General features: G+C 69.1%; 20 protein-coding genes. 5 read left to right on the top strand and 15 right to left on the bottom strand.

What is annotated here, in order from left to right; all coding sequences use genetic code 11:
- The first annotated feature begins 58 nt into the window (after positions 1-58).
- A complete protein-coding gene (locus PIR02_14630; protein WZH35990.1) occupies positions 59-610 on the top strand; it encodes a helix-turn-helix domain-containing protein in 552 nt (183 codons plus the stop codon).
- Positions 611-676: 66 nt separating this feature from the next.
- On the opposite strand, the gene PIR02_14625 is transcribed toward PIR02_14630, so the two are convergent.
- The 5 genes from PIR02_14625 to PIR02_14605 are packed head-to-tail and all read right to left on the bottom strand — an operon-like array spanning position 677 to position 6,824.
- Positions 677-1,891, bottom strand: coding sequence for an amidohydrolase family protein (locus tag PIR02_14625; protein ID WZH35989.1), 1,215 nt, complete (start codon positions 1,889-1,891; stop codon positions 677-679).
- 4 nt (positions 1,892-1,895) lie between these two features.
- A complete protein-coding gene (locus PIR02_14620; protein WZH35988.1) occupies positions 1,896-3,170 on the bottom strand; it encodes an ABC transporter permease in 1,275 nt (424 codons plus the stop codon).
- Complete coding sequence (locus tag PIR02_14615) at positions 3,167-4,252, bottom strand: ABC transporter permease (protein ID WZH35987.1); 1,086 nt, start codon at positions 4,250-4,252, stop codon at positions 3,167-3,169. The genes PIR02_14620 and PIR02_14615 overlap by 4 nt, the downstream gene beginning before the upstream one ends.
- Complete coding sequence (locus PIR02_14610; GenBank protein WZH35986.1) at positions 4,249-5,781, bottom strand: ABC transporter ATP-binding protein; 1,533 nt, start codon at positions 5,779-5,781, stop codon at positions 4,249-4,251. The genes PIR02_14615 and PIR02_14610 overlap by 4 nt, the downstream gene beginning before the upstream one ends.
- Complete coding sequence (locus PIR02_14605) at positions 5,781-6,824, bottom strand: BMP family ABC transporter substrate-binding protein (GenBank protein WZH35985.1); 1,044 nt, start codon at positions 6,822-6,824, stop codon at positions 5,781-5,783. Before PIR02_14605 ends, PIR02_14610 begins: the two co-directional genes overlap by 1 nt.
- Before the next feature lie 183 nt (positions 6,825-7,007).
- Between PIR02_14605 and PIR02_14600 the strand changes: the two genes are divergently transcribed.
- The gene (locus tag PIR02_14600; GenBank protein ID WZH35984.1) at positions 7,008-8,039 is read left to right on the top strand and encodes a LacI family DNA-binding transcriptional regulator; all 1,032 of its coding nucleotides are present in this window, start codon (positions 7,008-7,010) and stop codon (positions 8,037-8,039) included.
- On the top strand, positions 8,036-9,439 hold the full coding sequence (locus PIR02_14595; protein ID WZH35983.1) for an amidohydrolase: 1,404 nt from the start codon (positions 8,036-8,038) through the stop codon (positions 9,437-9,439). Before PIR02_14600 ends, PIR02_14595 begins: the two co-directional genes overlap by 4 nt.
- Positions 9,440-9,454: 15 nt before the next feature.
- Here PIR02_14595 and PIR02_14590 read toward each other — a convergent pair whose 3' ends face one another.
- From PIR02_14590 to PIR02_14580, 3 genes are all read right to left on the bottom strand, one after another.
- The gene (locus PIR02_14590; GenBank protein WZH35982.1) at positions 9,455-10,183 is read right to left on the bottom strand and encodes a creatininase family protein; all 729 of its coding nucleotides are present in this window, start codon (positions 10,181-10,183) and stop codon (positions 9,455-9,457) included.
- A complete protein-coding gene (typA, locus tag PIR02_14585; protein WZH35981.1) occupies positions 10,183-12,096 on the bottom strand; it encodes a translational GTPase TypA in 1,914 nt (637 codons plus the stop codon). Before typA ends, PIR02_14590 begins: the two co-directional genes overlap by 1 nt.
- A gap of 133 nt (positions 12,097-12,229) precedes the next feature.
- Positions 12,230-13,984 (bottom strand): ABC transporter ATP-binding protein, encoded by a 1,755-nt coding sequence (locus PIR02_14580; protein WZH35980.1) that lies wholly within the window; start codon positions 13,982-13,984, stop codon positions 12,230-12,232.
- Between the two features lie 62 nt (positions 13,985-14,046).
- Between PIR02_14580 and PIR02_14575 the strand changes: the two genes are divergently transcribed.
- A complete protein-coding gene (locus tag PIR02_14575; GenBank protein WZH35979.1) occupies positions 14,047-14,649 on the top strand; it encodes a PH domain-containing protein in 603 nt (200 codons plus the stop codon).
- 20 nt (positions 14,650-14,669) lie between these two features.
- On the opposite strand, the gene PIR02_14570 is transcribed toward PIR02_14575, so the two are convergent.
- The 3 genes from PIR02_14570 to PIR02_14560 form a co-directional block, all read right to left on the bottom strand.
- On the bottom strand, positions 14,670-15,719 hold the full coding sequence (locus tag PIR02_14570) for an ABC transporter permease (protein WZH35978.1): 1,050 nt from the start codon (positions 15,717-15,719) through the stop codon (positions 14,670-14,672).
- A 31-nt stretch (positions 15,720-15,750) separates the two neighbouring features.
- The gene (locus tag PIR02_14565) at positions 15,751-17,295 is read right to left on the bottom strand and encodes an ABC transporter permease (protein ID WZH35977.1); all 1,545 of its coding nucleotides are present in this window, start codon (positions 17,293-17,295) and stop codon (positions 15,751-15,753) included.
- Positions 17,296-17,444: 149 nt separating this feature from the next.
- Positions 17,445-19,241 (bottom strand): ABC transporter family substrate-binding protein, encoded by a 1,797-nt coding sequence (locus PIR02_14560; GenBank protein WZH35976.1) that lies wholly within the window; start codon positions 19,239-19,241, stop codon positions 17,445-17,447.
- Positions 19,242-19,404: 163 nt separating this feature from the next.
- Between PIR02_14560 and PIR02_14555 the strand changes: the two genes are divergently transcribed.
- The gene (locus tag PIR02_14555) at positions 19,405-20,235 is read left to right on the top strand and encodes a CPBP family intramembrane metalloprotease (GenBank protein WZH35975.1); all 831 of its coding nucleotides are present in this window, start codon (positions 19,405-19,407) and stop codon (positions 20,233-20,235) included.
- A gap of 48 nt (positions 20,236-20,283) precedes the next feature.
- Here the strand turns inward: PIR02_14555 and PIR02_14550 are convergent, their stop codons facing one another.
- The 4 genes from PIR02_14550 to PIR02_14535 form a co-directional block, all read right to left on the bottom strand.
- On the bottom strand, positions 20,284-21,996 hold the full coding sequence (locus PIR02_14550) for an ABC transporter substrate-binding protein (protein WZH35974.1): 1,713 nt from the start codon (positions 21,994-21,996) through the stop codon (positions 20,284-20,286).
- A 120-nt stretch (positions 21,997-22,116) separates the two neighbouring features.
- Positions 22,117-25,026 carry an aminomethyl-transferring glycine dehydrogenase gene (gcvP, locus tag PIR02_14545; protein ID WZH35973.1) on the bottom strand — a complete coding sequence of 970 codons (2,910 nt, stop codon included), beginning with the start codon at positions 25,024-25,026 and terminating at the stop codon, positions 22,117-22,119.
- Positions 25,023-25,397: a glycine cleavage system protein GcvH gene (gene gcvH, locus PIR02_14540; protein WZH35972.1), complete on the bottom strand. Its 375-nt coding sequence runs from the start codon at positions 25,395-25,397 to the stop codon at positions 25,023-25,025. The genes gcvP and gcvH overlap by 4 nt, the downstream gene beginning before the upstream one ends.
- Positions 25,394-26,635, bottom strand: a complete 1,242-nt coding sequence (locus PIR02_14535; protein WZH35971.1) for a glycine cleavage system protein T — start codon at positions 26,633-26,635, stop codon at positions 25,394-25,396. The genes gcvH and PIR02_14535 overlap by 4 nt, the downstream gene beginning before the upstream one ends.
- Between the last annotated feature and the right edge of the window lie 146 nt (positions 26,636-26,781).

Below are 26,781 nucleotides of genomic sequence, written 5' to 3'. Positions count from 1 at the left end.
ATCGTGAACGAACGCTGCGCGTTCGTCAAGTCGAACGATCGATGAGCATAATGAACATATGACCGATCTCGGCGAGCGCATCGCGGCGACCCTGCGACGCGAGCGGGAGCGCCGCGACCTCGGCGTCTCCGAGCTCGCACGGCGCGCGGGGGTCGCCAAGGCCACTGTCTCCCAGCTCGAGAACGGCGGAGGCAATCCGAGCGTCGAGACGCTCTGGGCCCTTGCCTCCGCACTCGACATCCCGTTCGCCGTCCTCGTGGACGAGGGGGTGCGCTCCCCCACGCTCATCCGCGCCGGTGAGGCGACAGCCGCCGTGGCCTCGTCGGCATCCGACTACCTGGCGGTCCTGCTCTCGGCGAGCCCGCCGCACGCCCGACGCGACATCTATCTCCTGAGCGCTGAGCCGGGTGCCCCACGCATCTCCGAGCCGCATCCGCGCGGCACCGTCGAGCACGTCGTGCTGGTATCGGGCCGCGGCCGTGTCGGGCCGGCGGACGAGGCGTTCGAGCTCTCCCCCGGCGACTACCTCTCGTACGCCGGAGACGCGCCGCACGTCTTCGAGGCGCTGATCCCGGGAACGAGCGCGGTCTGCGTCGTGGAATCGCACTAGCGCGCCGCGGCGGCGTCGGCGCACCGTCTCACGCGCGCCGACGCCGACCAGCCCGCGGAAACGAGATCAGCCCGGGAGACGCCCCGCGACCACACGCCCACGATGGACGACGGCGACGACCGCGTCGGCGCGCAGCGCGTCGACCTGTTCCCAGGGCCGGCCCCGCAGCACGACCAGGTCGGCTGCGTGGCCGACCGCGATTCGTCCGAGCTCGTGGGCGCGGCCGATCGCCGCGGCCGCCCGGGCGGTCGCGGCCTCGAGCGCACGCCCGGCTTCCCATCCGAAGACACGGGCCATCGCGCGTAGCTCCTCCCACTGGTCGTCGAACCCGACGTGGAAGCCGTTGGCATCCGTTCCCAGCACGAACTCCACACCCGCATCGGCCGCAGCCCGGAACACCTCGTCGCGGCCCGCCACGAGCTCGCGGGCGATCTCGCGCTGAGCAGCCGCCACCGGAACGGACCCGTCCGCGATGCGATCGTTGATGAGCAGCGTCGGAGCGACGGTGGTTCCGGCGTTCACCAACTGCTGTGCGAGCTCGGCAGTGAGTTTGGTCGCGTGCTCCACCGAGTCGACCCCGTGGGCGATCGCGCGACGGATGCCGTCCTCGGTGTGCGCGTGGGCGGCGACCCGCATACCCAACGCGTGCGCCTCGTCGACGATGGCCGCGATCTCGGCGTCGGTGTAGTTGCGCCACGAGGCCTTGTCGCCGACCGAGAGCACACCACCGCTCACCGGCACCTTGATACCGTCGGCGCCGGATCGCGCCCATCGTCGGACGAGAGCACGGCACGCGTCCGGACCGTCGGCGACGGGCTTGCGATCGACGACCGCGGGAGGGATGAAGAGATCGCCGTGCCCGCCCGTCATGTTCACCAGGCCGTGGGCCAGCACGCGCGGCCCCTCCACGACACCGGCATCGAGCGCTCTCGCCAGGGAGAACTGCACGTCATCGGCAGCGAGGTCGCGCACCGTCGTGACCCCCACCGCGAGCGCCCGTCGGGCGTGCGCGAGTCCGTGGAGCACCTGTTCTTCGGGACGTGTCGTCAGCGGCCACGACAGGAAGTCGGCGGGAGTGTCCGAGGCATTGCCGATGAGGTGGACGTGCGTGTCGATCAGACCGGGGATGACGGTGAACGAGGCCGGTGCGCCGAGGTCGCCGTCGACGTCGACGGCCTCGATCCGGCCCGCGGGTCCGCCGTCGTTCCAGTGCACCGTCCCCACCCCGCGCGGGGCGGTCCCGTCCCAGATGTGGACGTCGGTCAATCGATAGTCGGTCAAGACATCACCTCGAGGAGTTGCGGCGGGGGAAGAAACGGCCGAGCGCGCGCGGTGGTCGCATCCGTGTGCCCGCCACCACGAGGACCGCGAGGGTCACGAGGTAGGGCGCCGCGGTGGCGAGTGCGCTCGGAAGGGGCAGCACGAGGCCGCAGAGCAGGAGCAACACGCCGAGGACGATGCTCGGGAGACCGGCCCGCAGCCCCTGCCGTCGCCGCAGGCGAAGACCGCCGATGACGACGAAGACGGCACCGAGGACGAACAGCATGGCCGTGAACGTCTCGGGCCGGCCGAGACCCACCGCGTCACTGAAACCGAACAGCGCAGCGCCGGCGAAAACGCCTCCCGGCATCCAGTTGCCGAAGATCAGCGTAGCCAGACCGATGAATCCTCGGCCGGCGACCTGGTTCTCGACGTACCCCTGCGAGATGAGGACGAGGTAGCCCCCGGCGAAACCCGCCATGCCGCTGCCGATCAGGACGGCGAGATACCGCGTGCGGTGCACGTGGCCGCCGAGGGACTGCAGGGCGGCAGGTTCCTCCCCCGAAGCACGCATGCGCAGACCGAAGCGCGTGCGCCAGAGGACGAAGGCGGTGAGCGGGATGAGCGCGAGGCCGATCACCGCTGCGAGAGAGACGTCACGCGTGAGACCGCCGACGATGCCCGCGAGTTGCGAGACGACGGGCGTGCCGGCGGACTCCAGATCGCGCAGCACGTCGGGCGTGCCGAATCCGCCCGACAGGAACGGAAGGCTCAGACGAGGAACGTTGCCCTCGATGCGCGGAGAACGCGCGACGCTTCCGCCATCGACGCCGTTGAAGACGATGTCGGACAGGAAGCGAGCCAGGGCCGCCGCGAGCACGTTGATCGCGACACCCACGACCAGCTGGTTCAAGCCGAGCTCCAGACACAGCACCGCCATCAGCAGGCCCAGCACGAGTCCACCGACGACTCCTCCGAGCAGCGCCATCCACGGTCCGCCGAACCAGCCGAACAGGCCCGCGCCCCAGGTGCCGCCGATCATCATGCCCTCGAGACCGACGTTGATGACGCCGGCCCGCTCGGAGTACAGGGCCCCGATCGCGACCACGGCGATCGGGACGGTGAGGCGCAAAGCCGAGCCCCATGTCGACGATGAGGCGATCCCGGGCGCGGCGCACACCCACGAGGCGATGAGCAGGAGACCGAACCCGAGGAGCACCCAGCCCACGATGCTGCGGGCACGCAGTGTCCGGGCCGCGCCGACGTGCGCGGGACGGGAAACCGGAGCGATCGCGCTCATGCCGAGGCCTCCTTGACACGGTCGGCGCGCGTGCGCCGAAGGGCGGTGAGGAGAGCGAGGCGCCGCTCCCCGTTCTCGACCACCCAGTAGCCGAGCGCCGAGGCCAGCAGCACGACCGCCAAGAACAGCGTTCCTACTTCGGTCGGCAGTTTCACGAGGCCCAGCACCTGGGCGCTGCGTTCGACGAACGCGAGGACCAGGGCGCCGACCGCCGTGCCGATCGGGTGCGAACGGCCGAGCAGCGCGGCGGCGAGCCCGGTGAACATCAGATCGGTCGGAAGGGTTCCATCCAGGCGATGGGCCGTCCCGAGCACATGCGGGAGACCGACGAGACCGGCGATCGCCCCGGAGGCCAGGAGCGAGGTGACGATACGGCGCTTCACCGAGATGCCCGCCGACTCTGCGGCATCCGGCGACAGGTTCGCGACGGTGACGGTGTAGCCCCACACGGTGCGCTCGTGCAGGAGGAAGAACCCGACGCCCAGCAGCACAGCCAGGGGGAGGAAGCCCGAGATCTGCACGCGTCCGCCGAGATCCAGCAGCACCGGCATGGAGCCGTTGTCGCCGATCGGGGCGGAGCCGGTGTTCTGGCCCCCGCCGGAGCGGAAGACGTCGGCCAGCAGAACGGCCACGATCGTGGTCGCAATGGCATTCATGAGGATCGAGGTGATGACCTCGTTGACGCCGCGATAGACCTTCAGGAGCGCGGGAACCAGAGCCCACAGGGCGCCGGCCGCCGCACTCGCCAGCAGCGTGATGGGCAGGGTCAGCCACAGCGGCAACGGCAACGACGCGGCGACCACGGCGCCCACGAGGGCGGCGACCCGATACTGACCGTCGACGCCGATGTTGAAGAGCCCCATGCGCAGCGAGAACGCCGCCGCGATGCCGGCGAAGTAGAGCGGGATCGCGTTGTTGACGGTGGATGCCAAGGAGTCCGGCGTCGTGCCGTACTCCCACATGACCTCGAAGGCGGATGCGGCGGAGTACCCGGCGACCGTGAGGAAGAGCGCCGTGACGGCGAGGGCGAGCAGGATCGCGATGACCGGTCCCGCCAGGGTGCGAACGATGCGCGCGATCATGCGACGGCCTCTCCCCCGCGGGCTCCGGTCATGTACTCGCCGATCGTGCCGGTGTCCGCGCCGCGCGGGTCGACCTCCGCCACGATGCGTCCCCGGTGCATGACCAGAACGCGATCGCTCAACGCGAGGATCTCGTCCAGATCGGCCGAGACCAGCAGTGTCGCCAGCCCCCGGTCACGGGCCGCCGTGAGTTCGTTCCAGATGGCCGCCTGCGCGCCGATGTCCACGCCGCGGGTCGGGTGGGCCGCCAGCAGCAGCCCCGGTTCGCGCAGAAGCTCACGACCCACGATGAACTTCTGCTGGTTGCCTCCCGACAGCGAGGCCGCGCGCGTCGACGGTCCGCCGCCGCGCACATCGAACGCCGCGATGATGCGCGAAGCGGCGCGCGCTGCTTCGCCCCGGCGGAACCACGGTCCGCGCCGGACCGGCGCGAGCTGCTGATAGCCGAGCACCGCGTTGTCGCGAAGGCTCAGGGGAAGCACGATCCCATCGCGGTGGCGGTCCTCGGAGATGTAGCCCATCCCACGGGCCCGACGACGCACCGTCGACAGGGTGGAGACATCCTCCCCGTCCAGCAGCACCGATCCCGTGGCATCCACTCGACCGATCAGGGCGGCGAGGAGTTCGGACTGGCCGTTTCCTTCGACACCGGCGATGCCGACGATCTCGCCCGCGTGAACCCGCAGATCGACGTCGGACAGCGGGGGGACCTCGTGGTCGCCGGCGACGCTCAATCCGCGTGTCTCGAGGACGACCCGCTCCGAGACGGGGTGGTCCCGAGGCGCCACCACGGGCATCTCGGCTTTCACCATGAGACGAGCGAGCTGCGGGGCCGTGGTCTCGGCGGGCACCGCGGTGCCGACGACTCGGCCCGCGCGGATGACGGTGATGTCATCGGCGAACGCGAGCACCTCGTCGAGCTTGTGAGAGATGAAGATCACCGCGGCGCCCGCACGGGTGAAGGCGCGCATGGCGTCGAACAGCGCGTCGGCCTCGGCCGGCACCAGAACGGCGGTCGGCTCGTCGAGGATGATGATCCGCGCATCTCGGTAGAGGACTTTCAGGATCTCGACGCGTTGTCGCATTCCGACGCCGAGATCGGAGGCTTCCGCGTCCACGGGCACGCCGAAGCCTGTACGACCAGCGAGGTCGTTCACCTCGCGTCGGGCTCGGGATGCGTCGACGACGAGACGCCCTCCCGGCTCGTCCGCGAGCACGACGTTCTCCCACACCCGCAGCGCGGGAGCGAGCAGGAAGTGCTGGTGCACGATGCCGATGCCCGCCGCTTGCGCGTCGCGCGGCGAGCGGAACGTCATCTCGCGGCCGTCGATCTCGATCGTCCCCTCGTCGGGGCTCTCCTCGCCGGAGAGGATCTTCATGAGGGTCGATTTGCCGGCACCGTTCTCGCCGACCACCGCGTGCACGCTGCCCGCCCGGACCGTGAGGTCGATGGCGTCGTTCGCGATGAACGCGCCGAATCGCTTCACGATCCCGCTCAGGCGTACCAGCACCTCCTGCTCGTCGGTCATCACAGTGCCGTCGGAACCGTGATCTTGCCGTCGATGATGTCCTTCTTGATCGCGGCCATCTGATCCGCGTACGCGTCGAGGAACCCACCCGAGGTCGAGTACCCGACACCGTCGTTGGACAGGTCGTAACGGACCTCACCCGGTGCCAGGGTGCCGTCGAGGTATTCGCCGATCGAGGTCTTCACGGCCACGTCGACGTTCTTGATCGCGGAGGTGAGGATGTACGGCTTGATGGTGTCGGCGACCGTCTGGTAGACGTCGGCGTCCACGCCGATGGCCCAGTTCTTCTTGGTGTCGGTGGAGCTGGCCGCCGCCTCCTCGTAGACGCCCTGACCCGATCCGCCCGCCGCCGTGTAGACGACATCGGCCCCGCCCGCGTACATCGAGGCGGCGGCTTCCTTGCCCTTCGTCGGGTCGGAGAACCCGGTGAAGTCGCCGAGCGGCGCGAGGTACGTCTTGTCCACGACGATCGACGGGTCGATGGAGCGGGCACCAGCCTCGTAGCCGGTGAAGAAGTTCTGGATGCTGGGCTGGTCGACACCGCCGACGAAGCCGATGTGCTTCGACGTCGAGGCCAGCGCGGCGGCGACACCGACCAGGTACGACGACTGCTCCGCGGCGAAGGAGATCGTGGTCACGTCGTCGATCACCGTTCCGGAATCGGCGTCGACCTGCACGAACGCGGTGTCGGGGTGAGCGGTCTCGGACATCGGCTGCTGCCACTGGAATCCGATGCCGATCGCCAGAGCGGCGTTCTGCGACAGCGCCAGATCCACGCGGTCCTGATAGTCGTCGGTGTTCGGGCTCGACAACTCCAGCGGAGTGAAGTCGTACTCGGCCTCCGCCTCGGTGAAGCCCTTGTACGCGCTGTCCATGAACGAGAAGTCGCCCGTGGTGCCGAACAGCAAGGCGACGGTGGGGCCGTTCGCGGACGCCGAGGAGCCCGTGTCGGCAGTCTTCCCCCCGCATCCGGTGAGGGCGAGAGCTGCGGCGGTGACGACGCCTCCCAGAGCGAGAAGAGAACGGGTGCGGCGGCGGGACATGGGAACTCCTTGGGTCGGGTGGAGCGTCAGGGTCATGTAATCGATTGCAAGCTGGTCGCGCGATGGCACGCGTGACGACCGGAACACACCTTACGCACCCGCGACGAGCTCTGCAGTTTCCGTGATGTTGCGATCGCATTTCGCACCCTCATAACGCGCAATCGATTGCGTAGAGTATGCGGCGTGACCGAGGTCGAACCGCTCGATGACCGCGCAACGCTCTCCGACGTGGCTCGTGAAGCGCGCGTCTCGACGGCGACGGCGTCGCGAGCCCTCTCGGGATCGCGGCCGGTCTCGCCCGAGACCCTCAAGCGCATCCGGGCCGCCGCCGCGCGCCTCGGGTACCGCCACAATGCCGTCGCCAGCGCTCTGCGTTCGAGTCGAACCCAGAGCGTCGGACTCGTCCTCCCCCGCTACGCCACGGTGTTCCTCTCCGCGCTCATCGAGTCGGTGACCGAGAACCTCGACGCGCAGGGCATCGGGGCCCTCCTGCGCTATGTCGCACCAGACGGCGCAGACCACGACGATCGTGTCGCCGATCTCCTCGACCGCCGGGTCGACGGGCTCATCGTCTGCCCACCGACCATCGAGGCCAGCGGACATGCGCAACGCATGTCGCACGGGCTCCCCCTCGTCCAGGTCGGCCGCTTCCTCGACCCCGAGACACCGAGCGCGGTCAGTCTCGACGAAAGCGCCTCGGCGTCTCTCGTCGCAACCCATCTCGTCCGCACCTGCGCACGACGCCTCACCCTGGTCGGGCTCGACCCCGCCGCAGCCGCGGACGCCACGCGCATCGCCTCCGTGGCGCGCGCGGCCACCGCCCGCGGGATCGCCTCGGACGACGTGGTCTACTGCGGCAGCGATCTGCTGGCCGGTGTCACCGCCGCCGAGGGATTCTGGGACCGCCTCGAACGCGACAGTGCGCTCGTCTGCGCGAACGACGACGTCGCCACCGGGGTCCTGACGGTTCTGCGCGCCCGGGGGGTGCGTGTTCCCGACGATGTGCAGATCGTCAGCCTGCTCCAGCTGTACCCCGACGCCCAGGGTGTCCCCCTCACCTCCCTGCGCCACCCGTGGCACGAAATGGGAGCCGAGGCCGTCGACATGCTCGAGCACGCCCGACGTTCCCGAGTCGCCGCACGGCGTCGCGTCCGCCTGCCCGCCGAGCTCGTCGTCGGGGCCAGCACCCGCCCCCATCCGGAGGAGAAGTCATGATCCGCCCCGTCGACCTAGTCGTCCATCGTGCCCGGGTGGCCGCCGAGACCCACCGGCCGCTCGCCGCCTACCCCGATCTGCCTCGCGAGGAGATCGCCGCCCGAGGCGGCCTCGTCGACCTCGCGGAGCACAGCATCGGCGTCGTCGACGGAGAGATCGCGTGGATCGTCCCTGCCGACGAGGTCACCCCCGCCGTGCTCGCCGAGGCCGACGTGATCGACGCCCGTGGCCAGGTCGCCATGCCCGGTCTCCTGAACAGCCATACCCACACCCCGATGGTGATGTTCCGCGGCGCCGCCTCCGACGTCCCCACTGCCGAGTGGTTCAACGACCACGTGTGGCCCATGGAGATCAATCTCACCGAGCGTGACATCCGCCTCGGTGCGCGCATCGCGATCGGCGAACTCCTCCTGTCGGGGGTCACGTCCTTCGCCGACCACTACTTCGGAATGGACGCCATCGCCGACGAGGTCGAGGCATCCGGTATCCGCGCCCTCCTGGCATCCACCTTCTTCTCCTCCGAAGGGGAGGCCGGGCGCGAACGCAGCGTCGCCTTCGCGCGCGATGCGGACGGCGCTGCCGGTGGCCGCATCACGACAGCCCTCGGCCCGCATGCTCCGTACACGGTCAGCGACGACGACTTGCGTCGAACGGCACGGGATGCCGAGCGCCTCGGCGTGCGCATCCACATCCATGCCGCAGAGAACCTGTCGCAGACGGCGTCGAGCCTCGACCGCCGAGACCGAACGCCGATCGGGGTCCTCCAGGACACGGGCGTGCTGGAAGTCGGGGCGCTCATCGCGCATGGGGCCGGCATCGTCGCCGACGACGTGGACCTGCTGGCTCGCTACGCCGACCGGGTCGGTGTCGCCTCGTGCACCAAGACGTATCTGCTGCACGCTCAGGAGGGCACGACTCCCCTGCGCCTGCTCCACGACGCCGGAATCAGCGTCGGCATCGGCACCGACGGGGCCGCCGGGAGCATCACCCTCGACGTCCTCGAGAACATGCGACTGCTCGGCATGATCGAGAAGTACACCTCGAAGGACGCCACGTGGGCCACATCGGCCCACCTGCTGGACCTTGCGACCCGGCAGAACGCAGAGGTCCTCGGCCTGGCCGGACGCGTGGGCGCTCTGCGCCCCGGGCTTCGTGCCGACATCGTCCTGCTCGATCTGAGTAGCCCCCACCTCCAGCCGGTGCACGACCTCGCGCACACCCTCGCGCTCAGCGCGCACCAGGGCGACGTCCGCACGGTCATCGTCGACGGGCGCGTCCTCGTCCGCGACCGCACGTTGCTCACGATCGATCTCGATGAGGCCGTCACCGAACTCGCCGAGCGCCTGCCCTCGCTCACCGACAGGTCGCACGGCACCCGCGTGCAGGACTACGCGCCCTGACGCCGGCCGGTCCGATCAGGATGCAGCGACGAAGCGCTGCACCTGGGGGACGGCGGCCGCGAGGATCGCAGCGAAAAGCGTCTCGCCCTTTGCCGCGTCGGCGGATCGGGGATCACCGAACACGCCCGTCGTCCCGATCTCATGCAGACGCACGGGACGGGTTCCGAAATCAGCGGGGAACTCGGGGTAGTCCGCCGCGGCGAGATCGGTGCGCACGAGAGCAGGCTGGGCGGCGAGCACCATCGACGTCTCGATCTCTTCCGCGTGGTTCATCCCGGGCGCGGCGGGCAGACTCTCCCGCACGGCATCCGCTGCCTCGGCGAGTCCCGGGTGGTCGAGCACGAGCATCCGCGCCCCCTCGGCCGCCAGCTCGCGCGCGGCGGCTGCGAGAGGCAGCCGGTTACCGAAGTCGCCGTTGACGACGACGAATCGGTCCAGACCGGACGCCGCTGCTCCACGCGCAAGATCGATCGCGAGGGAACGTACCGTGTCGGGCGACAGCGAGATCGTGCCCGGGTATCCGGACGTCGCCCATGTCTCGCCGTAAGCGATCGAGGGCAGCAGCGCGCCGTCGCACCGCTGTGCGATCTCCCGCGCGATGCGTTCCGCCACGATCGTGTCGGTGCTCAGCGGGAGGTGAGGTCCGTGCGCCTCGAGGGCACCGACCGCGACCACCGCCAGACGCCCGCCCGAGGCCACGTACGCCCGTACGTCGTGCGACGTGGCCTCGGTCAGGTCGAGCATCAGGCGTTGGCATCCTGACGCTTGAGGCGCGAAGCGGCGCGACCGCGCTCGGTCGCGTCGAGCACGACCTTGCGGATGCGCACCTTCTCGGGCGTGACCTCGACGCATTCGTCGTCGCGGGCGAACTCGAGCGACTCCTCCAGCGTGAGCACGCGCGGGGGCGTCATCGACTCGAAGGAGTCGGAGGTCGACGAACGCATGTTCGTGAGCTTCTTCTCCTTGGTGATGTTGACGTCCATGTCATCGGCGCGCGAGTTCTCGCCGATGACCATGCCCTCGTAGACCTCTTCGGTCGGCTGCACGAAGAAGCTCATGCGCTCCTGCAGGGCGATCATGGCGAACGGGGTGACGACACCCATGCGGTCGGCGACGATCGAGCCGTTCTGACGGGTCGTGATGGAGCCGGCCCAGTCGTCGTAGCCGTGCGAGATCGCGTTGGCGATACCGGTGCCGCGCGTAATGGTCAGGAACTCGCTGCGGAAGCCGATGAGACCGCGAGAGGGGACGACGAACTCCATGCGCACCCAGCCGGTGCCGTGGTTGGTCATGTTGTCCATGCGGCCCTTGCGGGCGGCCATGAGCTGCGTGATCGCGCCGAGGTGCTCTTCGGGGGCGTCGATCGTGAGGTGCTCGAAGGGCTCCTTGAGCTTGCCGTCTTCGCCGCGCTTGGTGACCACCTGGGGCTTGCCGACGGTGAGCTCGAAGCCCTCGCGGCGCATGTTCTCGACGAGGATCGCCAGGGCGAGCTCGCCGCGGCCCTGGACCTCCCAGGCATCCGGGCGTCCGATGTCGACGACCTTCAGCGAGACGTTACCGATGAGCTCGCGGTCGAGGCGGTCCTTGACCATGCGGGCGGTGAGCTTGTGCCCCTTGACCTTGCCCATGAGCGGCGACGTGTTGGTGCCGATCGTCATCGAGATGGCGGGGTCGTCGACGGTGATCGCCTTCAGCGGACGCACGTCTTCGGGGTCGGCGATGGTCTCGCCGATCGTGATGTCGGGGAATCCCGCGATGGCGACGATGTCGCCGGGTCCCGCGTCTTCCGCCGGGTAGCGCTCGAGCGCACGGGTCTTGAGCAGCTCGGTGATGCGGGCGTTGCTGGTCGTGCCGTCGGCGCGGACCCAGGCCACGGTCTGGCCCTTCTTCAGCGTGCCGTTGAACACGCGCAGCAGTGCGAGACGGCCGAGGAAGGGGCTGGAGTCGAGGTTGGTGACCCACGCCTGGAGCGGCGCCTCGTCGTCGTACGCGGGAGCCGGAACGTGCTCGAGGATCGCCGCGAAGAGCGGCTCGAGGTCGTCGTTGTCGGGCAGAGCACCGTTGTCGGGACGGTTCAGGGATGCCGCTCCCGCCCGGCCGGAGGCGTAGACAACCGGCACATCGAGCAGCGCGTCGACATCGAGGTCGGGAACATCGTCGACGAGGTCGGACGCCAGGCCCAGGAGGAGGTCGTGCGCCTCTTCCTCGACCTCGGCGATGCGCGCGTCGGGACGGTCGGTCTTGTTGACCAGCAGGATGACGGGAAGCTTGGCCTCGAGGGCCTTGCGCAGCACGAAGCGCGTCTGGGGCAGAGGGCCCTCGGACGCATCGACGAGCAGCACGACACCGTCGACCATCGACAGACCGCGCTCGACCTCGCCACCGAAGTCGGCGTGACCCGGGGTGTCGATGACGTTGATCGTCACGGGCACCTCGGTGTGGATGCCGTTGTAGGTGATCGCCGTGTTCTTGGCGAGGATCGTGATGCCCTTTTCGCGCTCGAGGTCGTTCGAGTCCATGGCACGCTCTTCGACGTGCGCGTGCTCGCCGAACGAACCGGTCTGGCGGAGCATGGCGTCGACGAGCGTCGTCTTGCCGTGGTCGACGTGCGCGACGATCGCGACGTTACGGAGGTCAGGACGAAGGGCATGCGCCATGGAGGGTCTCCAGGAAGATTTCGGGGTGTCGCCCGGAATCGGGCCTTCCCATCCTACCGGTCCACCGCAACCGAGGCTGGCAGGGAGCAGAAAGGGCGGTGTCCCGAAGGAAACCGCCCGCTCTCGTGCCCGCTCAGGAGGCGGGAGTGTCCTTCAACAGTTCGTGGCGCAGCTCGCGACGGGCGGCCTGCACCTCGACGTCGGGAACCGGGATCGCCGCGATCAGTCGCTGCGTGTACGGCTCCTTCGGCGCGCGCAGGATCTCGTCGCGCGTACCCTGCTCCGCGATCTTGCCCCGGTTGAGGACGACAATGCGGTCGGCCATGGCATCGACGACGGCAAGGTCGTGACTGATGAACAGGCAGGCGAAGCGGTGCTCCTTCTGGAGCTCGCTGAGGAGTTCGAGCACACGCGCCTGCACCGAGACGTCGAGCGCGCTCGTGGGCTCGTCGGCCACGAGCAGTCGAGGCTGGAGCGACAGGGCACGGGCGATGCCGACGCGCTGCTTCTGACCACCGGAGAGCTCGTGCGGATACCGGTTGCGATAGCTGCGGGGCAGGCGCACCTCGTCCAGCAACTTCTCGACGCGGGCGTCGAGCTCGGCGCCCTTGGCCTCACCGGCGAGGAACAGAGGCTCACCGATCGACTCGCCGATGGGCAGGCGGGGGTTCAGGGACGATGAGGGGTCCTGGAACACGATGCCGACACGGCGGCGGAGCGACTTGATGAGCTTGCGCGAGCCGCTCGAGATGTCCACGCCGTCGACGACCAGGCGGCCGTCGGCGATGGGCTGAAGGCCGATGGCGGCGCGGCCGATGGTGGACTTGCCCGAACCGGACTCCCCCACCAGGCCCACGATCTCGCCCTCGGCGATCCCGAGAGTGACGTCGTCGACCGCGCGGAACGCGGCGACGCGGCCCTTCTTCCCGTACTCGATCGAGACGTTGTCGAGCTGCAGCACGGGGTGCGCGATCTCGGGTGCGGCTGCGGCGAGAGCGAGCGTCTCGGTTCGAGCGGGCCCCTCGGCGACGGCCGTCGCCAGAGCCTCGACGACGTCGACGGTGGCCTCGCCCTCGAGCGTCTCGCCCAGGCGAGGTACGGACGCCAACAGCTCTTTCGTGTAGTCGTCCTGTGGCGATCCGAGAACCTGCACGGCGGGACCCTGCTCGACGATGTCGCCCGACTTCATCACGACGATCCAGTCGGCGAGGTCGGCCACCACGCCCATGTCGTGCGTGATGAGGAGCACGGCCGAGTCGAGGCGGTCCCGCAGGTCGCGGATGAGGTCGAGGATCTCGGCCTGCACCGTCACGTCGAGAGCCGTGGTCGGCTCGTCGGCGATGAGCAGAGCGGGCTCGAGGCTGATCGACTGTGCGATCATCGCGCGCTGGCGCTGCCCGCCCGAGAGCTGGTGCGGGTACGAGGCGAACGCCTTCGCCGGATCGGGAAGGCCGACCATCTCGAGAAGTTCGAGCGCGCGCGCTTTCGCTTGGGCCGGCGCGATCGGCGTGTGCGCGCGCAGCGCCTCGATGATCTGCGAGCCCACCGTGAGCACGGGGTTCAGCGCCGTCATCGGCTCCTGAAAGATCGCGGCGACCTCGGGGCCACGCAGCTGACGCATCTGCGACGCCGACATGCCCGTGACCTCGCGCCCGTTCACCTTGATGCTGCCGGTGACACGGCTGTTGCGCGGCAGCAGGTCGAGCACGGCCATCGAGCTCACGCTCTTCCCCGACCCCGACTCGCCGACCACGGCGACGACCTGTCCGCGGGCGATCGAATAGTTCAGGTGCTTGGCGGCGGGGACCCACACATCGTCGACCGCGAAGTCGACGCTGACGTCGGTCATCTCCAGGGCCGGGACGCCGGCCTTCTCGGTCGTGCTCATGAGAATGTCCTCTCCGTCCCGCTCAGCGGGAGTGAGTGATCGGGGAATGAAAGAATTGCGGGATGCCACGCCAGACGTTCCGTTCGACGTTCACCCGTGCCCTGTGCGCTGTTGTGTGGGCGATCATCGCCGTGGTGGCGATCGGCCTGATCGTGACGCCGGCTGTGACCGAGGCCCCAGCTCTGGTCATCATCGGGGCCCTGGGGGCGGCGGCCCTGGTCGCCGGCATCCTGTGGTCGCCGTCGGTGTCCGTCGACGACGACGGTGTGCGGGTCGACAACATCGCGATGCGGTACCGCGTGCCGTGGGCCGCGCTCATCCACGTCGACACCCGTTACGCGCTGCAACTCCACACTCCAGGACGACGCATCGCCGTCACCGCTGCACCGGCGCCGGGCGCGGCCGGTTCGCTCCGCGCTGCGCGCGCCCATCGCCGCAGCGAAGACGCCGCGACGCCGCAGATCCGTCCGGGCGAGCTGCCGAGCACCGACTCCGGCCGTGCGGCCGCCATGGTGCGCACTCGCTGGCACGCCCTGCGCGACGCGGGGCGCATCGAAGCGGGTGTCGCCGAGAGTGTGCACGTGGAGACGGCCGTGCGCGTCGACAACCTGCTGATGCTGGTCGCCGGCGCCGCGGCTCTCGTCGCGGCGGTCGCCCTGGCGTGAGCGACGCCCAGAGACGGCCGTCATGACGACGGGGTCTCCGGGTGCACCCGGGCCTGGGTGCTCGCGGGGGCCGAGGTCGCCGTTCCGGGCTGCTCTTTGGTGCGGCGCAGCGAGAAACGCTTCTGGCGCGGGTCGAACGCGTCGCGCAGACCGTCACCCACGAAGTTGACGAGCACGGCCAGCAGCACGATGAACACGGCGGGCCACCAGAACAGCCACGGTCGCGTCTGGAACGCCGACTGGTTGTCGGAGATGATCAGGCCCAGCGAGACGTCCGGCGGCCGCACACCCAGCTGGAGGTAGCTCAGCGCGGTCTCGAGAAGGATCGCCGCGGCGGCCAGCAGGGTCGCCGCCACGATCACCACGCCGATGGCGTTGGGCAGGATGTGCTTGAAGATGATGCGCGCATCGCTCGCCCCGGCGACGCGGGCCGCTTCGACGAACTCGCGCTCGCGGAGCGACAGGAACTCGGCGCGCACGAGGCGCGCGATCGTGGTCCACGACACCATCGCGAGGAAGAAGGCCAGCGGAACCACACCGAGACCACCGGTCGCGCGGCCGACGACCGCGCCGATCACGATGATCGGGATGACGATGAAGACATCGGTGATGCGCATGAGGACCGAGTCGACCCAGCCACGGTAGTACCCGGCGAGGGCGCCGATGACGGTGCCGACGGCCGTGCCCACGAAGCTGATGACGATCATCACGAGGATCGAGTTCTGCACCCCGCGCATCGTCATCGCGAAGTAGTCGATGCCGATGCGGTCCTGACCGAAGGGGTGATCGCCCCAGACGAAGGGGAACACCGAGAGCGTCGGTGCGCCGCCGTCGTTCTGCGGGTTCAGCGACGTGTAGTCGTACTTCCACCACCCCGGGATCGGCCCGAGACCGATCGCCGAGATCGAGAAGAGCGCGACGAGGAGGAACAGGATGCCGGAGACGACGGCGACCTTGTTGGCGAGAAAGCGCCGCAGGACGAGGCGTCCCTGGCTGACACCGACGGTGTCGCGCTCGTCGGCGGGAGCCGGAGCGTCGACGTTCGAGGGCTCGGGGAGCATCTGGGTCATCGGGAGACCTCCGGGAATCGGACGGCGGCGATCATGCGACCACTCGCACGCGGGGATCGAGCGCGGCGTAGGCGAGATCCGCCAAGAAGTTGAAGACGATGGCGGTGATCGCGATGACGAGGAAGTAGCCCATCACGGGGTTCACGTCCACGCGCTGGATCGAGGTCACGAAGAGCTGCCCCATGCCGGGAATGGCGAACACCTTCTCGGTGATGACGGCACCACCCAGCAGGGCGCCGACGTCGGTCGCGATGAGGGTGACGATCGGGATGAGCATGTTACGCAGGCCGTGCCGCATGATCACCGTGCGCTCGGGCAGACCCTTCGCGCGCGCCGTGCGGATGTAGTCCTGGTTCATCACCTCGAGCATCCCGGCGCGTGCGTAGCGCGTGTAGCCCGCGAACGAGATGAGCAGCAGCGAGATCGTGGGCAGCAGCAGGTGCGTGAACGTGTCGATACCGCTGATCCACATGTCGCCTGAGAAGCCGGGGGTCGCGGCACCGACAGTCGCGATCGGACGGCCGTTGATGCGCGGGTTGTTCACGTACGACGGCCACGACTGCATGTAGCGGTCGAGGATGACGAGGCCGAACGAGAAGAACGCCACGATCCCCCCGATCCGCGCGGTCATGCCACGGTCGGGGGCACCGAGGAGGAAGCCGGTCACCAGGCCGATGACGACCGCGATAGCCGCGAGGATGATGATCGTCCAGATGGTCGAGATGTCGAACAGCCCCTGGAGGGCGTAGTACGCGATGTACGCGACGGCGCCGTTGATGCCCGCGACGATGAGGGCCCGGCGGTTGGCCAGCCCCGAGACGAGGGCGGTGGTGATGACCACGACGCCGGCGATGAGCAGCAGAAGGCCGACCGGCCCGAAGCCCGGGTTGCGGAACCAGTCGGTGACGTTGAAGTACACCAGCAGGGCGGCAGTGGCAGCAGCCGCGGTCCCCGCGACGATCAGGCGACGACGCGACCCTCCCCCGATCATCGCCTGCCAGACCACGGCGGATACGACGGCGAGCATGACGATGACCCAGATGGGGATCGAGGTGGCCGATTCGAGGAAGCTGTTGAAGCCGAGGGCCATGAACTCCTTGAGGAGCACGGCGACGAGGAAGGATGGCAGGGAGAAGAGGAAGAAACTCAGCAGCGTGATGCCGAAGTCGAATCCGCTGTACTGGCGCAGCGCCGACACGACGCCGACCACGATGCCCAGCACGATCGCCAGCACGAACGACGCCGTCACGAGCTGGAGGGTGGACCCGACCGCGGTGGGAAGGATGTCGAGGACCGGGGCATTACTGATGGTGAGGCCCAGGTCGCAGGTCCCGGCGAACGGGATGAGGCACCCGGCGGCACCGCCGAGCCAGAGGAAGTAGCGCAGCGGAGCGGGGATGTTCAAGTCGAGCGCGGCGACGCGCGCGGCGATCAGCTGGTCTTTGTTCGCGGCTGTGCTGTCGCGCAGGTCCTGCAGCGGGTCACCGGAGTTGGCGGCCAACACGTACATGATGAACGACGCTGCGAGCAGAACCAGGATCGAGACGGCGATGCGCCTGAGGATGAATCCGACCATCGCGGGAGGACTTCTTTCGATCGGGTGGAGAGCACCTGTAGGTGCCCAGGAAAGGATAGTCGCGAGTGCTCCCGGGTGAGGCGCACCGCGCGCAGAGCGAGGCGCCGGAGCCGATGGACTCCGGCGCCTCGCGAGGGATCAGCGGGTCATCAACCCGCCAGCGTCCACTCCTGCGCGTTCCACACGATGCCGGTCTGGCCACCGAAGTAGTCGACGCCCTGGACCGAGCCGTTGTCGGCGAAGAGACCCGGCGACTGGAACAGCGGCAGACCGTAGAAGTCCTTGGCCGTCGCCGCGTCGATCTGCACCTTGATGTCGGCGAGCTTGGTCGGGTCGAGCGTCACCTGGCTCTCGTCGACGAGGGTGTCGACGGTGGCATTGCTGTAGTTGTTGTAGTTGCCGCCGCCGCCGCTCTTGAAGATCTGCGGGAGGGCTGCGTTACCGGCACCCGGCGACACCCATCCGAAGATCGAGACATCGTAGCTGCCGCTGCCGAGGAGCGAGCTCCAGTCGGGCGAACCGGCGTCGACGATGTTGAATCCGGCCTGCTGCGCCGACTGCTGGATGGCACGGAAGCTGTCGACACGGTTGGGGTTGTTCGTGTTGTACAGGATGCGGACCGTCGGGGTCGCACCCGCCAGCAGAGTCTTGGCACCCTCGATGTCAGGCTCGGTGAAGGCGTCGTACCCGCTCGCGGCGACGGCGGTGGTGTACTGGTCGCCGTCGGTGGGCAGGAAGATCTGCGAGTTCAGGACCTCGGCATCCGGGTTGACCGGCTTGATGATCGAGTCGAGGATCTGCTGACGCGGGATCGTCTTGAGGAACGCCTCACGGACGTTCGCGTCGGCGAAGACGCCGCCGAAGCTCAGGTCGACGTGGTCGTAGGCGAGCTGGCTGCCCGAGTGGACCGTGGCGTTGGCGTTCTCGAGAGCCGTCAGCGTGTCGGCGGAGGCCTGCGGCTGGATGGCCTGGACCTCGCCGTTCTGGAGGGCCGTGACCTGCGCGTTCGCGTCACCGATGAAGCGGATGATCAGCTGGTCGTACGAGGGCGACATGCTGCCCTTGTAGTTGGGGTTCTTGCCCAGCGTGATGCTCTGCTCGGGAGTGAAGTCGGTCACGATGAACGGACCGCTCGCGACGAGGAGGCTCTGGTCGGTCGGCATGGCCGTGACGTCGTAGCCCGTGTTCCAGAAGTCCGCGGCCGCCTTCAGGGTCGCGTTCGGCGCGACGGGAGCGTCGGGGTTGCCCTTGGGGGTGTCCTGGAGGAGCTTGATGAAATCGGCCTCGGAGACGCCCGCCTTCTCGGCCAGCACGTGAGCCGGCTTGCCGATGGGGTTGACGAGCTCGTAGTCCACGTAGGGCTCCGAGTAGGTGAGGGTCATCGACAGGTTGTCGTCGCTGATTTCGGGGAACGATGTCTTGTCGAGGCCCGCGGTGCTCCCCGCGAGGGTGAAGTACTCGGTCCCACCGTTCGTGACCTCGCCGGTGGCCGGGTCGAGCTTGGCGTCGTTGTAGTAGCCCGAGAAGATCGCCCAGTTCACCAGCATGTCGTCGGCATTGATGGGCTCGCCATCCGACCACGTCAGACCGGGGTTGATCGTGTACTTGACCGTCAGCGGGTCCTGCGACACCGTCTCGACGGTGCCGAAGTCATCGTTGTAGAGGATGCTGAAGTCCTTGTCCAGGCGCTCGAAGCCGCCCAGACCGAGACCGTTCTGCGTGCCCGTCAGGTACCCCACCATGCCGTTGGTGTCGAGGTTGGCCTCGGGGGTGTCGCCGTTGAACGAGGTGAACGCGTTCGTGGTCGCGATCGTGACGGTGCCGCCGGACGACGACGATCCCCCCTCGGGTGTCGCGGTCGTGGTGCAGCCGGCGAGGGCGAGCGCCGCGACGGCGACACCTGCTCCCGCCGTCAGGGCGCGCGTGCGCCGAGTCTTTTCAGACACTTTGCCTCCAGTGCAAGGTTGGCGAGTCCCCGCGCAACAGATGTCAGCAGGGGGAGCCGTGGATACGGAAACGATAGGTAAATGCTCTGCGTTGGTCAAAACTCCTGGGGAAACCGTTACATACCTTTAATTCAGAACCGGTTGCATGTGGCAATGTGACAACATGCTCCGCGACTCGGCCTTTCACGAACCCGGGATCGAACAAGACAGGTTTCGACGTGGAAGGCTCCCCTGGGAGATCGCGCTCGTCCTCCTGGTCACCGTCGGTCAGTCGGCGATCTATTCCGTCGTGTCGTTCATCCGCGCCGCCACTCGCGCGCCGATCTCGCAGCAGCAGACGCAACTGAATCCGTCACGGAGCGCGGAACCGCTGTGGGACGCGATCTATCAGTTCCTCGACATCTTCTTCTCGCTCGCTCTCGTGGCGCTCGTGGTCTACCTCCTGTGGGAGCCCGGACAGAATGCTCTGCGCCGGATCGGGCTCGACTTCCGGCGCTTCGGCGGCGACACGCTCCGTGGCCTTCTCCTGGTCGCCCTCATCGGCGTCCCCGGGATCGGTGTGTACGCGGCGGGCCGCGCCCTGGGGCAGAGCATCGCGGTGATCCCCGCTCCCCTCGACTCGTCGTGGTGGGTCGTCACCCTTCTCGTGCTCGCGGCGCTGCGGGCGGGGCTGACCGAGGAGGTGATCTTCCTCGGCTACCTCTTCGACCGCCTTCGCCGTCTCGGCTGGTCGTGGACGGGGATCATCGTGTCGACTGCCCTGCTCCGCGGGAGCTACCACCTGTACCAGGGGTGGCCGTCGGCGCTCGGCAACGTCGTGATGGGTCTGGTCTTCGGATGGTGCTACCGGCGGTGGGGCCGCGTCATGCCACTCGTCGTGGCGCACACCATCATCGACATCGTCGCGTTCGTCGGCTACCCGCTGGCCGCCGCATGGTGGCCGGGCATCTTCACACCGACCGCACCGTCGCCGACCCCGACGGCTACGCCCTGACCCGAGCGCGCCCGGGGAGCCCCGGCATCCGCAGCCCTGTCGAGGAGATCAGGATGCCGCGATGTTCCAGGTCCAGAACGACGGCGGCACGCCGTCGGGCTCGGAGGTGTACTCGACGCCCTGGACCCCCTTGGCGACCGCGACCGCACCCGTCCGCTCGAACAGGGGAACGCCCGCGAAGGCCGTGAACAGCGCACGATCGATGTCCTTGGCCCGTGCCAAGACGTCGACCGGGTCGGTGTCGGTCGTGAGCTGACGGAAGGTGCGCTGCGCGTCCGGGCCGTCGATCCCCTCGGCCAGGCGGTCGCGGGAGGAGCGGTACAGGCTCTCGTCCTCCCCCACCCACGACAGCGTGGCATCCGCGGTTTCGGTTGCCGATGCGGCGCGAACGGCGATGCCCGCCTTCGCCCCCATCGCCACCAGCCGGGTGAAGACCGCATCGGACAGCTCGTCCGTGGCGTCGTACGAGACGCGGAGGACGGCGGCGCGATCCTCGAGCGCGGAGCGCGCGGCATCCGGATCCGCTGACGTCGAGGGCGCATTGTTGCCGGACACGAGATCGGTGTACAGCTGGCCCGTGGCGGGCGAGGTGAGGAACGATTGCAACGGACGCGCGTCGGGACGGACCTTCTGGAGAAGCTCCTGCACGAGCGCGTCCCGGTCGAGGGCCAATGTCGTCGCCTGCCGGAGATCGGCGGGCGTTCCGTCCGCGAAGCGGAGCTGCAGGGTCTGCGTGGTGGGCCCGGTGGTCACCTGGACGCCAGCCTCGGTCAGGGCCGTCACCTGTTCCGGCTCGAGGTCGCCGACGTTCGCGATCTGCACCTCGCCCGCCTCCACCGCCGCGAGCTGCGACGCCCGATCGGGGAAGAAACGAACCGTCATTCCGGTGAGGGCCGGGTAGTGCCCAGCCGTGTAGTCGTCGCGCCGCTCGAGGGTGAGGGCATCGGCGGTCACCCCGGTGACCGTCCACGGTCCCGCGGAGACGGCGGAGGCGGCATCGGGCACACCGCCCGCCGGCGCGTCGAAACCGGTGTTCCACGCCGCAGCGGCGGCGGCGAGCACGGGGTTGGGCGCCACGGGAGCGGAGGGATCCCCTTCCGCCGTCGTGAGGATCGCGGTCATGAGGTCTTTCACCGACACTCCCGCTTTCGCCGCGACGACGTGAACGGGGCGATCGAGCAACCACTGACGGTTCCAGTCCGCGAAGGGCTGGTCGTACACGAGGGTCAGGGTGTCCTTCGCGCGATTCACGCTCGGACGGGCGGTGCGGGCGTTCGGGTCGGCCGGCACGGCGGTCTGGAAGTATCGGGTGCCCGACACGATCTGGCCGTCGGCGTCGTAGGTCGCGTCGTCGAAGAAGTGCGAAGACACGGCCCAGCCGAAGACGAGGTCGTCGAGGCTCACGGGGGTGCCGTCCGACCAGGTGCGGTCGGTGAACAGTTCGTAGCTCACCGTGAGGGGGTCGCCCTCGACGCGGGTGATACGGCCCATGCCGTTGTTCGGGACGACCTGCAAGTCGCCGTCGAGAGAGCCGAGACGTTCGTCGAGCAGCGACGACACGGCGCGGTTGGCGGGCGTGGACCCTTGGGAGGTCGCGGCATTGAAGCTCGTCAGAGACCCGACCACGCCGACGGTGAGAGTGGTGGGCACGGGCGTCTCGGGCTCGGGAGCCGGGTCGTTGGCGGAGCATCCCGCCAGCGCGATCGTCGCGACCGCCAGGAGCGCTGCGGCGCGCAACAGACCCCGGGGGCGTGTGGTCAATCGAGGAGCGTGAGACTGGCCGAGGTGCACAGGGGAACCTTACCCAAAGCCTCCTGTGCGATCGCCTGTGCGCGCCGACGACGGCGACTCCGGATGCCGGGAGCCGCCGCCGTAGCGGACTCAGGCGAACGCCTCCGGGGGCGGGCACGAGCACACGAGGTTGCGGTCGCCGTAGGCCTGATCGATGCGACGCACCGGCGGCCAGTACTTGCCACGCACCAGCGAGCGCACCGGGTACACCGCGGTCTCGCGCGAGTAGGGGTGCTCCCACTCGCCTACGACCACCGTCTCCGCGGTATGGGGCGCGTTGACGAGCGGATTGTCGTCGGCGGGCCACTCCCCCGCGGCGACGGCGAGCGCCTCGTGCTTGATCGCGATCATGGCGTCCACGAACCGATCGAGCTCGGCGAGGTCTTCACTCTCCGTCGGCTCGACCATCAGGGTGCCCGCGACCGGGAACGACATCGTCGGGGCGTGGAAGCCGTAATCGATGAGGCGCTTGGCCACGTCGTCGACCGTCACGCCCGTCTGCTCCTTGAGCGGACGCAGGTCCAGGATGCATTCGTGCGCGACCAGACCGCTCTCACCGGCGTACAGCACCGGGTAGTGCTCGCGCAGACGCGCGGCGATGTAGTTGGCCGAGAGCACCGCCGTGGCCGTGGCCTGACGGAGCCCCTCCGCACCCATCATGCGGACGTACGCCCACGAGATGGGGAGGATGCCGGCGGAACCGTGCGGGGCAGCCGACACCGGGCCGCCGTCGAACGTGCCACCGGCGTGGTCGGCGCGCTGCGAGAACGGGTGCGACGGCAGGTACGGCGCGAGGTGTGCCTTCGCCGCCACCGGGCCGACGCCGGGTCCGCCGCCGCCGTGCGGGATCGCGAACGTCTTGTGCAGGTTGAGGTGCGACACGTCGCCGCCCAGATCGCCGAAGCGGGCGAAACCGAGCAGAGCGTTGAGGTTCGCGCCATCCACGTACACCTGGCCACCGGCATCGTGCACGGCCTGCGTGATCTCGAGCACGTCGTGCTCGTACACCCCGTGCGTCGAGGGGTACGTGATCATCAGCGCCGACAGCTCGGCAGCGTGCTGCGCGATCTTCGCGCGCAGGTCGCCGAGGTCGACGTTGCCGGCCTCGTCGCACGCGACGACGACGACCTTCATACCCGCGAGGATCGCCGAGGCGGCATTGGTGCCGTGCGCCGACGACGGGATGAGGCACACCGTGCGCCCGGCGTCGCCTTTCGCGAGGTGGTAGCCACGGATCGCGAGAAGGCCCGCGAGCTCGCCTTGGGATCCGGCGTTGGGCTGCAGCGACACCGCGTCGTAGCCGGTCACCTCGGCGAGCCAGCGCTCGAGCTGGTCGATCATCTCGAGGTAGCCGTGCACGTCGGCCTCGGGAGCGAAGGGGTGCACGCGCGAGAACTCCGGCCACGACACCGCCGCCATCTCGGTGGCCGCGTTCAGCTTCATCGTGCACGAGCCGAGCGGGATCATGCCGCGGTCGAGGGCGTAGTCGCGGTCGGCGAGCGACTTCAGGTACCGCATCATGGCCGTCTCACTACGATGCGTGTGGAAGACGGGGTGCGTGAGGTACTCGTCGTCGCGGTGCAGGGCCTCGTCGACGCCACGCAGGGCGATACCCTCGGGCAGGTCCACCGCCGCGGAGCCGAAAGCCCCGGAACCGAAGCCCGCGAGGCCGAACGCGTCGAGGACGGCCGCGATGTCGGCATCCGTCGTCGTCTCGTCGACCGACACTCCCACGGTCGCGTCATCCACCCACAGCAGCTGGTAACCGCGCTCGCGGGCGCGGTCGACCACGTCCTGCGCGCGGCCCGGCACGTGGACGCGCACGGTGTCGAAGAACACGTCGCTCGCGAGGGTCAGGTCGTAGGAGAGGAGCGCGGATGCCAGGGCGTCGGCCTTCTGCGCGACCCGCGTCGCGATGCCCTTGAGCCCCTGGGGGCCGTGGTACACGGCGTACATCGCGGCCATGACGGCCAGGAGCACCTGCGCGGTGCAGATGTTCGAGGTCGCCTTCTCGCGCCGGATGTGCTGTTCGCGCGTCTGCAGGGACAGGCGGTAGGCGGGGGCGCCGACGGCATCCTGCGACACACCCACCAGACGGCCCGGTAGTTGACGCTCCAGACCGGCGCGCACCGCCATGTAGCCCGCGTGCGGTCCGCCGAAGCCGAGCGGCACGCCGAAGCGCTGGGTGGTGCCCACCGCGACGTCGGCGCCGAGGGAGCCGGGCGAGCGCAACAGGGTGAGGGCGAGCAGATCCGCCGCGACGACCACGAGCCCGCCCGCCGCGTGCACGGCCTCGGCGACGGCCGCGAAATCCCACACGCGACCGGTCGCACCGGGATATTGCACGAAAGCGCCGAAGGCCTCGGGAAGGTCCCCGCCGAACGAGGTCTCCTCGATGCGGATACCGACGGCCGCGGCGCGATGGTGCAGCAGCGCCTTGGTCTGCGGCAGCGCGTCGGCGTCGACGAGGAAGACGTCGGTCTTCGCCTTCGACGCGCGGCGGGCGACGAGCATTCCCTCGACCACGGCCGTGGACTCGTCCAGCATCGAGGCGTTCGCCGTGGCCAGGCCCGTCAGGTCTGTCACCATCGTCTGGAAGTTGATGAGCGCCTCGAGCCGGCCCTGCGAGATCTCTGGCTGATACGGCGTGTAGGCGGTGTACCAGGAGGGATTCTCGAGCACGTTGCGTGCGATCACCGACGGCGTGAACGTGTCGTAGTAGCCCAGGCCGATGAGGGGGCGAGCTAACCGGTTGATCGAGGCGAGTTCGCGGAGTTCCGCGAGCGCCTCGGCCTCGGTCGCCGCGGGCGGAATCGAGCTGGTCGCGCGGGGCTGGACGTGGATGGATGCCGGCACGGCTGTCTCGACGAGCACCTCGACGCTGTCGTACCCGACGACCTCGAGCATCCGGGCCTGCGCGTCGGCGTCGATCCCGATGTGGCGATCCGTGAACGCCGCGGGCGTGCCCGCCGCGGTGCGGGGAGGCAGAACGGTGCTCATGCGGTGAGGTCCTCGTAGGCGGCGCGGTCGAGCAAGTCGCCGGGCAGCTCGCCCTCGACACGGATCTTGATGAGCCACCCGCCGGCGAACGGTTCGGCGTTCACCAGGGAGGGGTCGTCGACGACGGCGTCGTTGACCTCGACGACGGTGCCGGTGATCGGGGCGTAGAGCTCGCCGACCGACTTGGTCGACTCGATCTCGCCACAGACGTCGCCGGCGGAGACGGCGGAGTCGGCGCCGGGCAACTCGACGAAGACGACGTCGCCGAGCTTGTCGGCGGCGAAGTCGGTGATTCCGACCGTCGCGATGTCGCCGTTGAGGGCGATCCACTCGTGCTCGGAGGTGTAGCTGAGGGCGGTGAGGTCGGTCATGCGTTTCTCCGGTAGAAGGGAAGGGCGGTGACGGTCGCGGGGATGCGGGTCCCGCGCACGTCGATGGTCAGTTCGGTTCCGAGTGCGGACGCCGCGGGCGCGACGAACGCCATCGCGACGGGGTGGCCGAGGGTGGGGCTGAGGGCGCCGCTCGTGATCTCGCCGACGACGTCGTCTCCGTGCAGCACGGCGTAGCCGGCGCGGCCCGCACGGCGGCCGTCCGAGACGAGGCCGACGAGCACGGGCGCGTCACGGGGGCCCGACGCCAGGCCGTCCTTGCCGATGAACGCCGCCTTGTCGACGGCGACCGCGCGGCCGAGTCCGGCCTGCGCGGGCACGATGTCGCGGGACAGTTCGTGCCCGTACAGCGGCATCCCCGCTTCGAGGCGCAGGGTGTCGCGCGCGGCGAGGCCGCACGGCACGAGGCCCGCGTCGGCGCCCGCGGCGAGCACGGCGTCCCACAGGGCACCCGCCTTCGTGGTGGGGATGAGCAGCTCGTATCCGTCTTCGCCGGTGTAGCCGGTGCGGGCGACGAACAGAGGCGCGCTGGCGAAGGTGCCGTCCGTCCAGGCGTAGTAGCCGAGGTCGTCGAGAGCGGTGCCGGTGATCTCGACCCCGGGGAGGGATTTCAGGATGCCGCGGGCTTGCGGACCCTGGAGAGCGATGAGCGCGAAGGAGTCGGTGACGTCCTCCACGACAAGACCGGTGGAGCCGGCGACGAGAGCGAAGGAGCGGGTTCCGGAGGCGGCGTCCGCGACGCTCGCGGCTCCGGCGCCGTCCGCGGGAGCGGCGGCCGCTGAGCCCATCGAAGCGCCCGACACGGGCCCCCAGGTCGCCTGCGCCGTCGTGAACGCCGCCGCCACGGCATCCCGGTTGCCGGCGTTCGCGATGACGAGGAAGTGCTCGTCGCCGGTGCGATAGACGATGACGTCGTCGACGATGCCGCCACTCTCGGCGAGCACGAGGGAGTACTTCGCCTTGCCGACCTTCATGGTCGACAGACGCCCGGCAAGCACATAGTCGAGGAACGCGGCGGCGCGCGGACCTGCGACGACGAACTCGGCCATGTGGGAGATATCGAAGAGCCCTGCCGCCTGACGGACGGCGTGGTGCTCGGCGAGGTCGGAGGTGTAGCGCACGGGCATGTTCCAGCCGCCGAAGTCGGTGAACGAGGCGCCGAGGGCCTCGTGCCGATCATTCAGCGGCGACGTGCGGGGTGGAGCGGGGGTGTCGGTCATGAGTTCTGCCGTTCGCGATGACGGACAGACGCCGGTCGGCGCCTGAAGAACTCCCCCTCTGTCATGGGCCTGAGAGTTTCACTCGCGCAGCCCCCTTGGGGCTGTCACGGGTTTTCACCGTCGGCGGACCCGGGACGGTGCATCCG

Source organism: Microbacterium enclense (genome assembly GCA_038182865.1).
GTDB classification, from domain to species: domain Bacteria; phylum Actinomycetota; class Actinomycetes; order Actinomycetales; family Microbacteriaceae; genus Microbacterium; species Microbacterium enclense_B.
This window is presented reverse-complemented; position numbering and strand designations above follow the sequence as displayed.

Excerpts from the sequence above, each read along its gene's own strand:
- PIR02_14630 (WZH35990.1), top strand. The coding sequence starts at position 59 with ATGACCGATCTCGGCGAGCGCATCGCGGCGACCCTGCGACGCGAGCGG.
- PIR02_14620 (WZH35988.1), bottom strand. The coding sequence starts at position 3,170 with ATGAGCGCGATCGCTCCGGTTTCCCGTCCCGCGCACGTCGGCGCGGCC.
- PIR02_14615 (WZH35987.1), bottom strand. The coding sequence starts at position 4,252 with ATGATCGCGCGCATCGTTCGCACCCTGGCGGGACCGGTCATCGCGATC.
- PIR02_14610 (WZH35986.1), bottom strand. The coding sequence starts at position 5,781 with ATGACCGACGAGCAGGAGGTGCTGGTACGCCTGAGCGGGATCGTGAAG.
- PIR02_14605 (WZH35985.1), bottom strand. The coding sequence starts at position 6,824 with ATGTCCCGCCGCCGCACCCGTTCTCTTCTCGCTCTGGGAGGCGTCGTC.
- PIR02_14595 (WZH35983.1), top strand. The coding sequence starts at position 8,036 with ATGATCCGCCCCGTCGACCTAGTCGTCCATCGTGCCCGGGTGGCCGCC.
- PIR02_14590 (WZH35982.1), bottom strand. The coding sequence starts at position 10,183 with ATGCTCGACCTGACCGAGGCCACGTCGCACGACGTACGGGCGTACGTG.
- typA (WZH35981.1), bottom strand. The coding sequence starts at position 12,096 with ATGGCGCATGCCCTTCGTCCTGACCTCCGTAACGTCGCGATCGTCGCG.
- PIR02_14580 (WZH35980.1), bottom strand. The coding sequence starts at position 13,984 with ATGAGCACGACCGAGAAGGCCGGCGTCCCGGCCCTGGAGATGACCGAC.
- PIR02_14575 (WZH35979.1), top strand. The coding sequence starts at position 14,047 with ATGCCACGCCAGACGTTCCGTTCGACGTTCACCCGTGCCCTGTGCGCT.
- PIR02_14570 (WZH35978.1), bottom strand. The coding sequence starts at position 15,719 with ATGACCCAGATGCTCCCCGAGCCCTCGAACGTCGACGCTCCGGCTCCC.
- PIR02_14565 (WZH35977.1), bottom strand. The coding sequence starts at position 17,295 with ATGGTCGGATTCATCCTCAGGCGCATCGCCGTCTCGATCCTGGTTCTG.
- PIR02_14555 (WZH35975.1), top strand. The coding sequence starts at position 19,405 with ATGCTCCGCGACTCGGCCTTTCACGAACCCGGGATCGAACAAGACAGG.
- gcvP (WZH35973.1), bottom strand. The coding sequence starts at position 25,026 with ATGAGCACCGTTCTGCCTCCCCGCACCGCGGCGGGCACGCCCGCGGCG.
- gcvH (WZH35972.1), bottom strand. The coding sequence starts at position 25,397 with ATGACCGACCTCACCGCCCTCAGCTACACCTCCGAGCACGAGTGGATC.
- PIR02_14535 (WZH35971.1), bottom strand. The coding sequence starts at position 26,635 with ATGACCGACACCCCCGCTCCACCCCGCACGTCGCCGCTGAATGATCGG.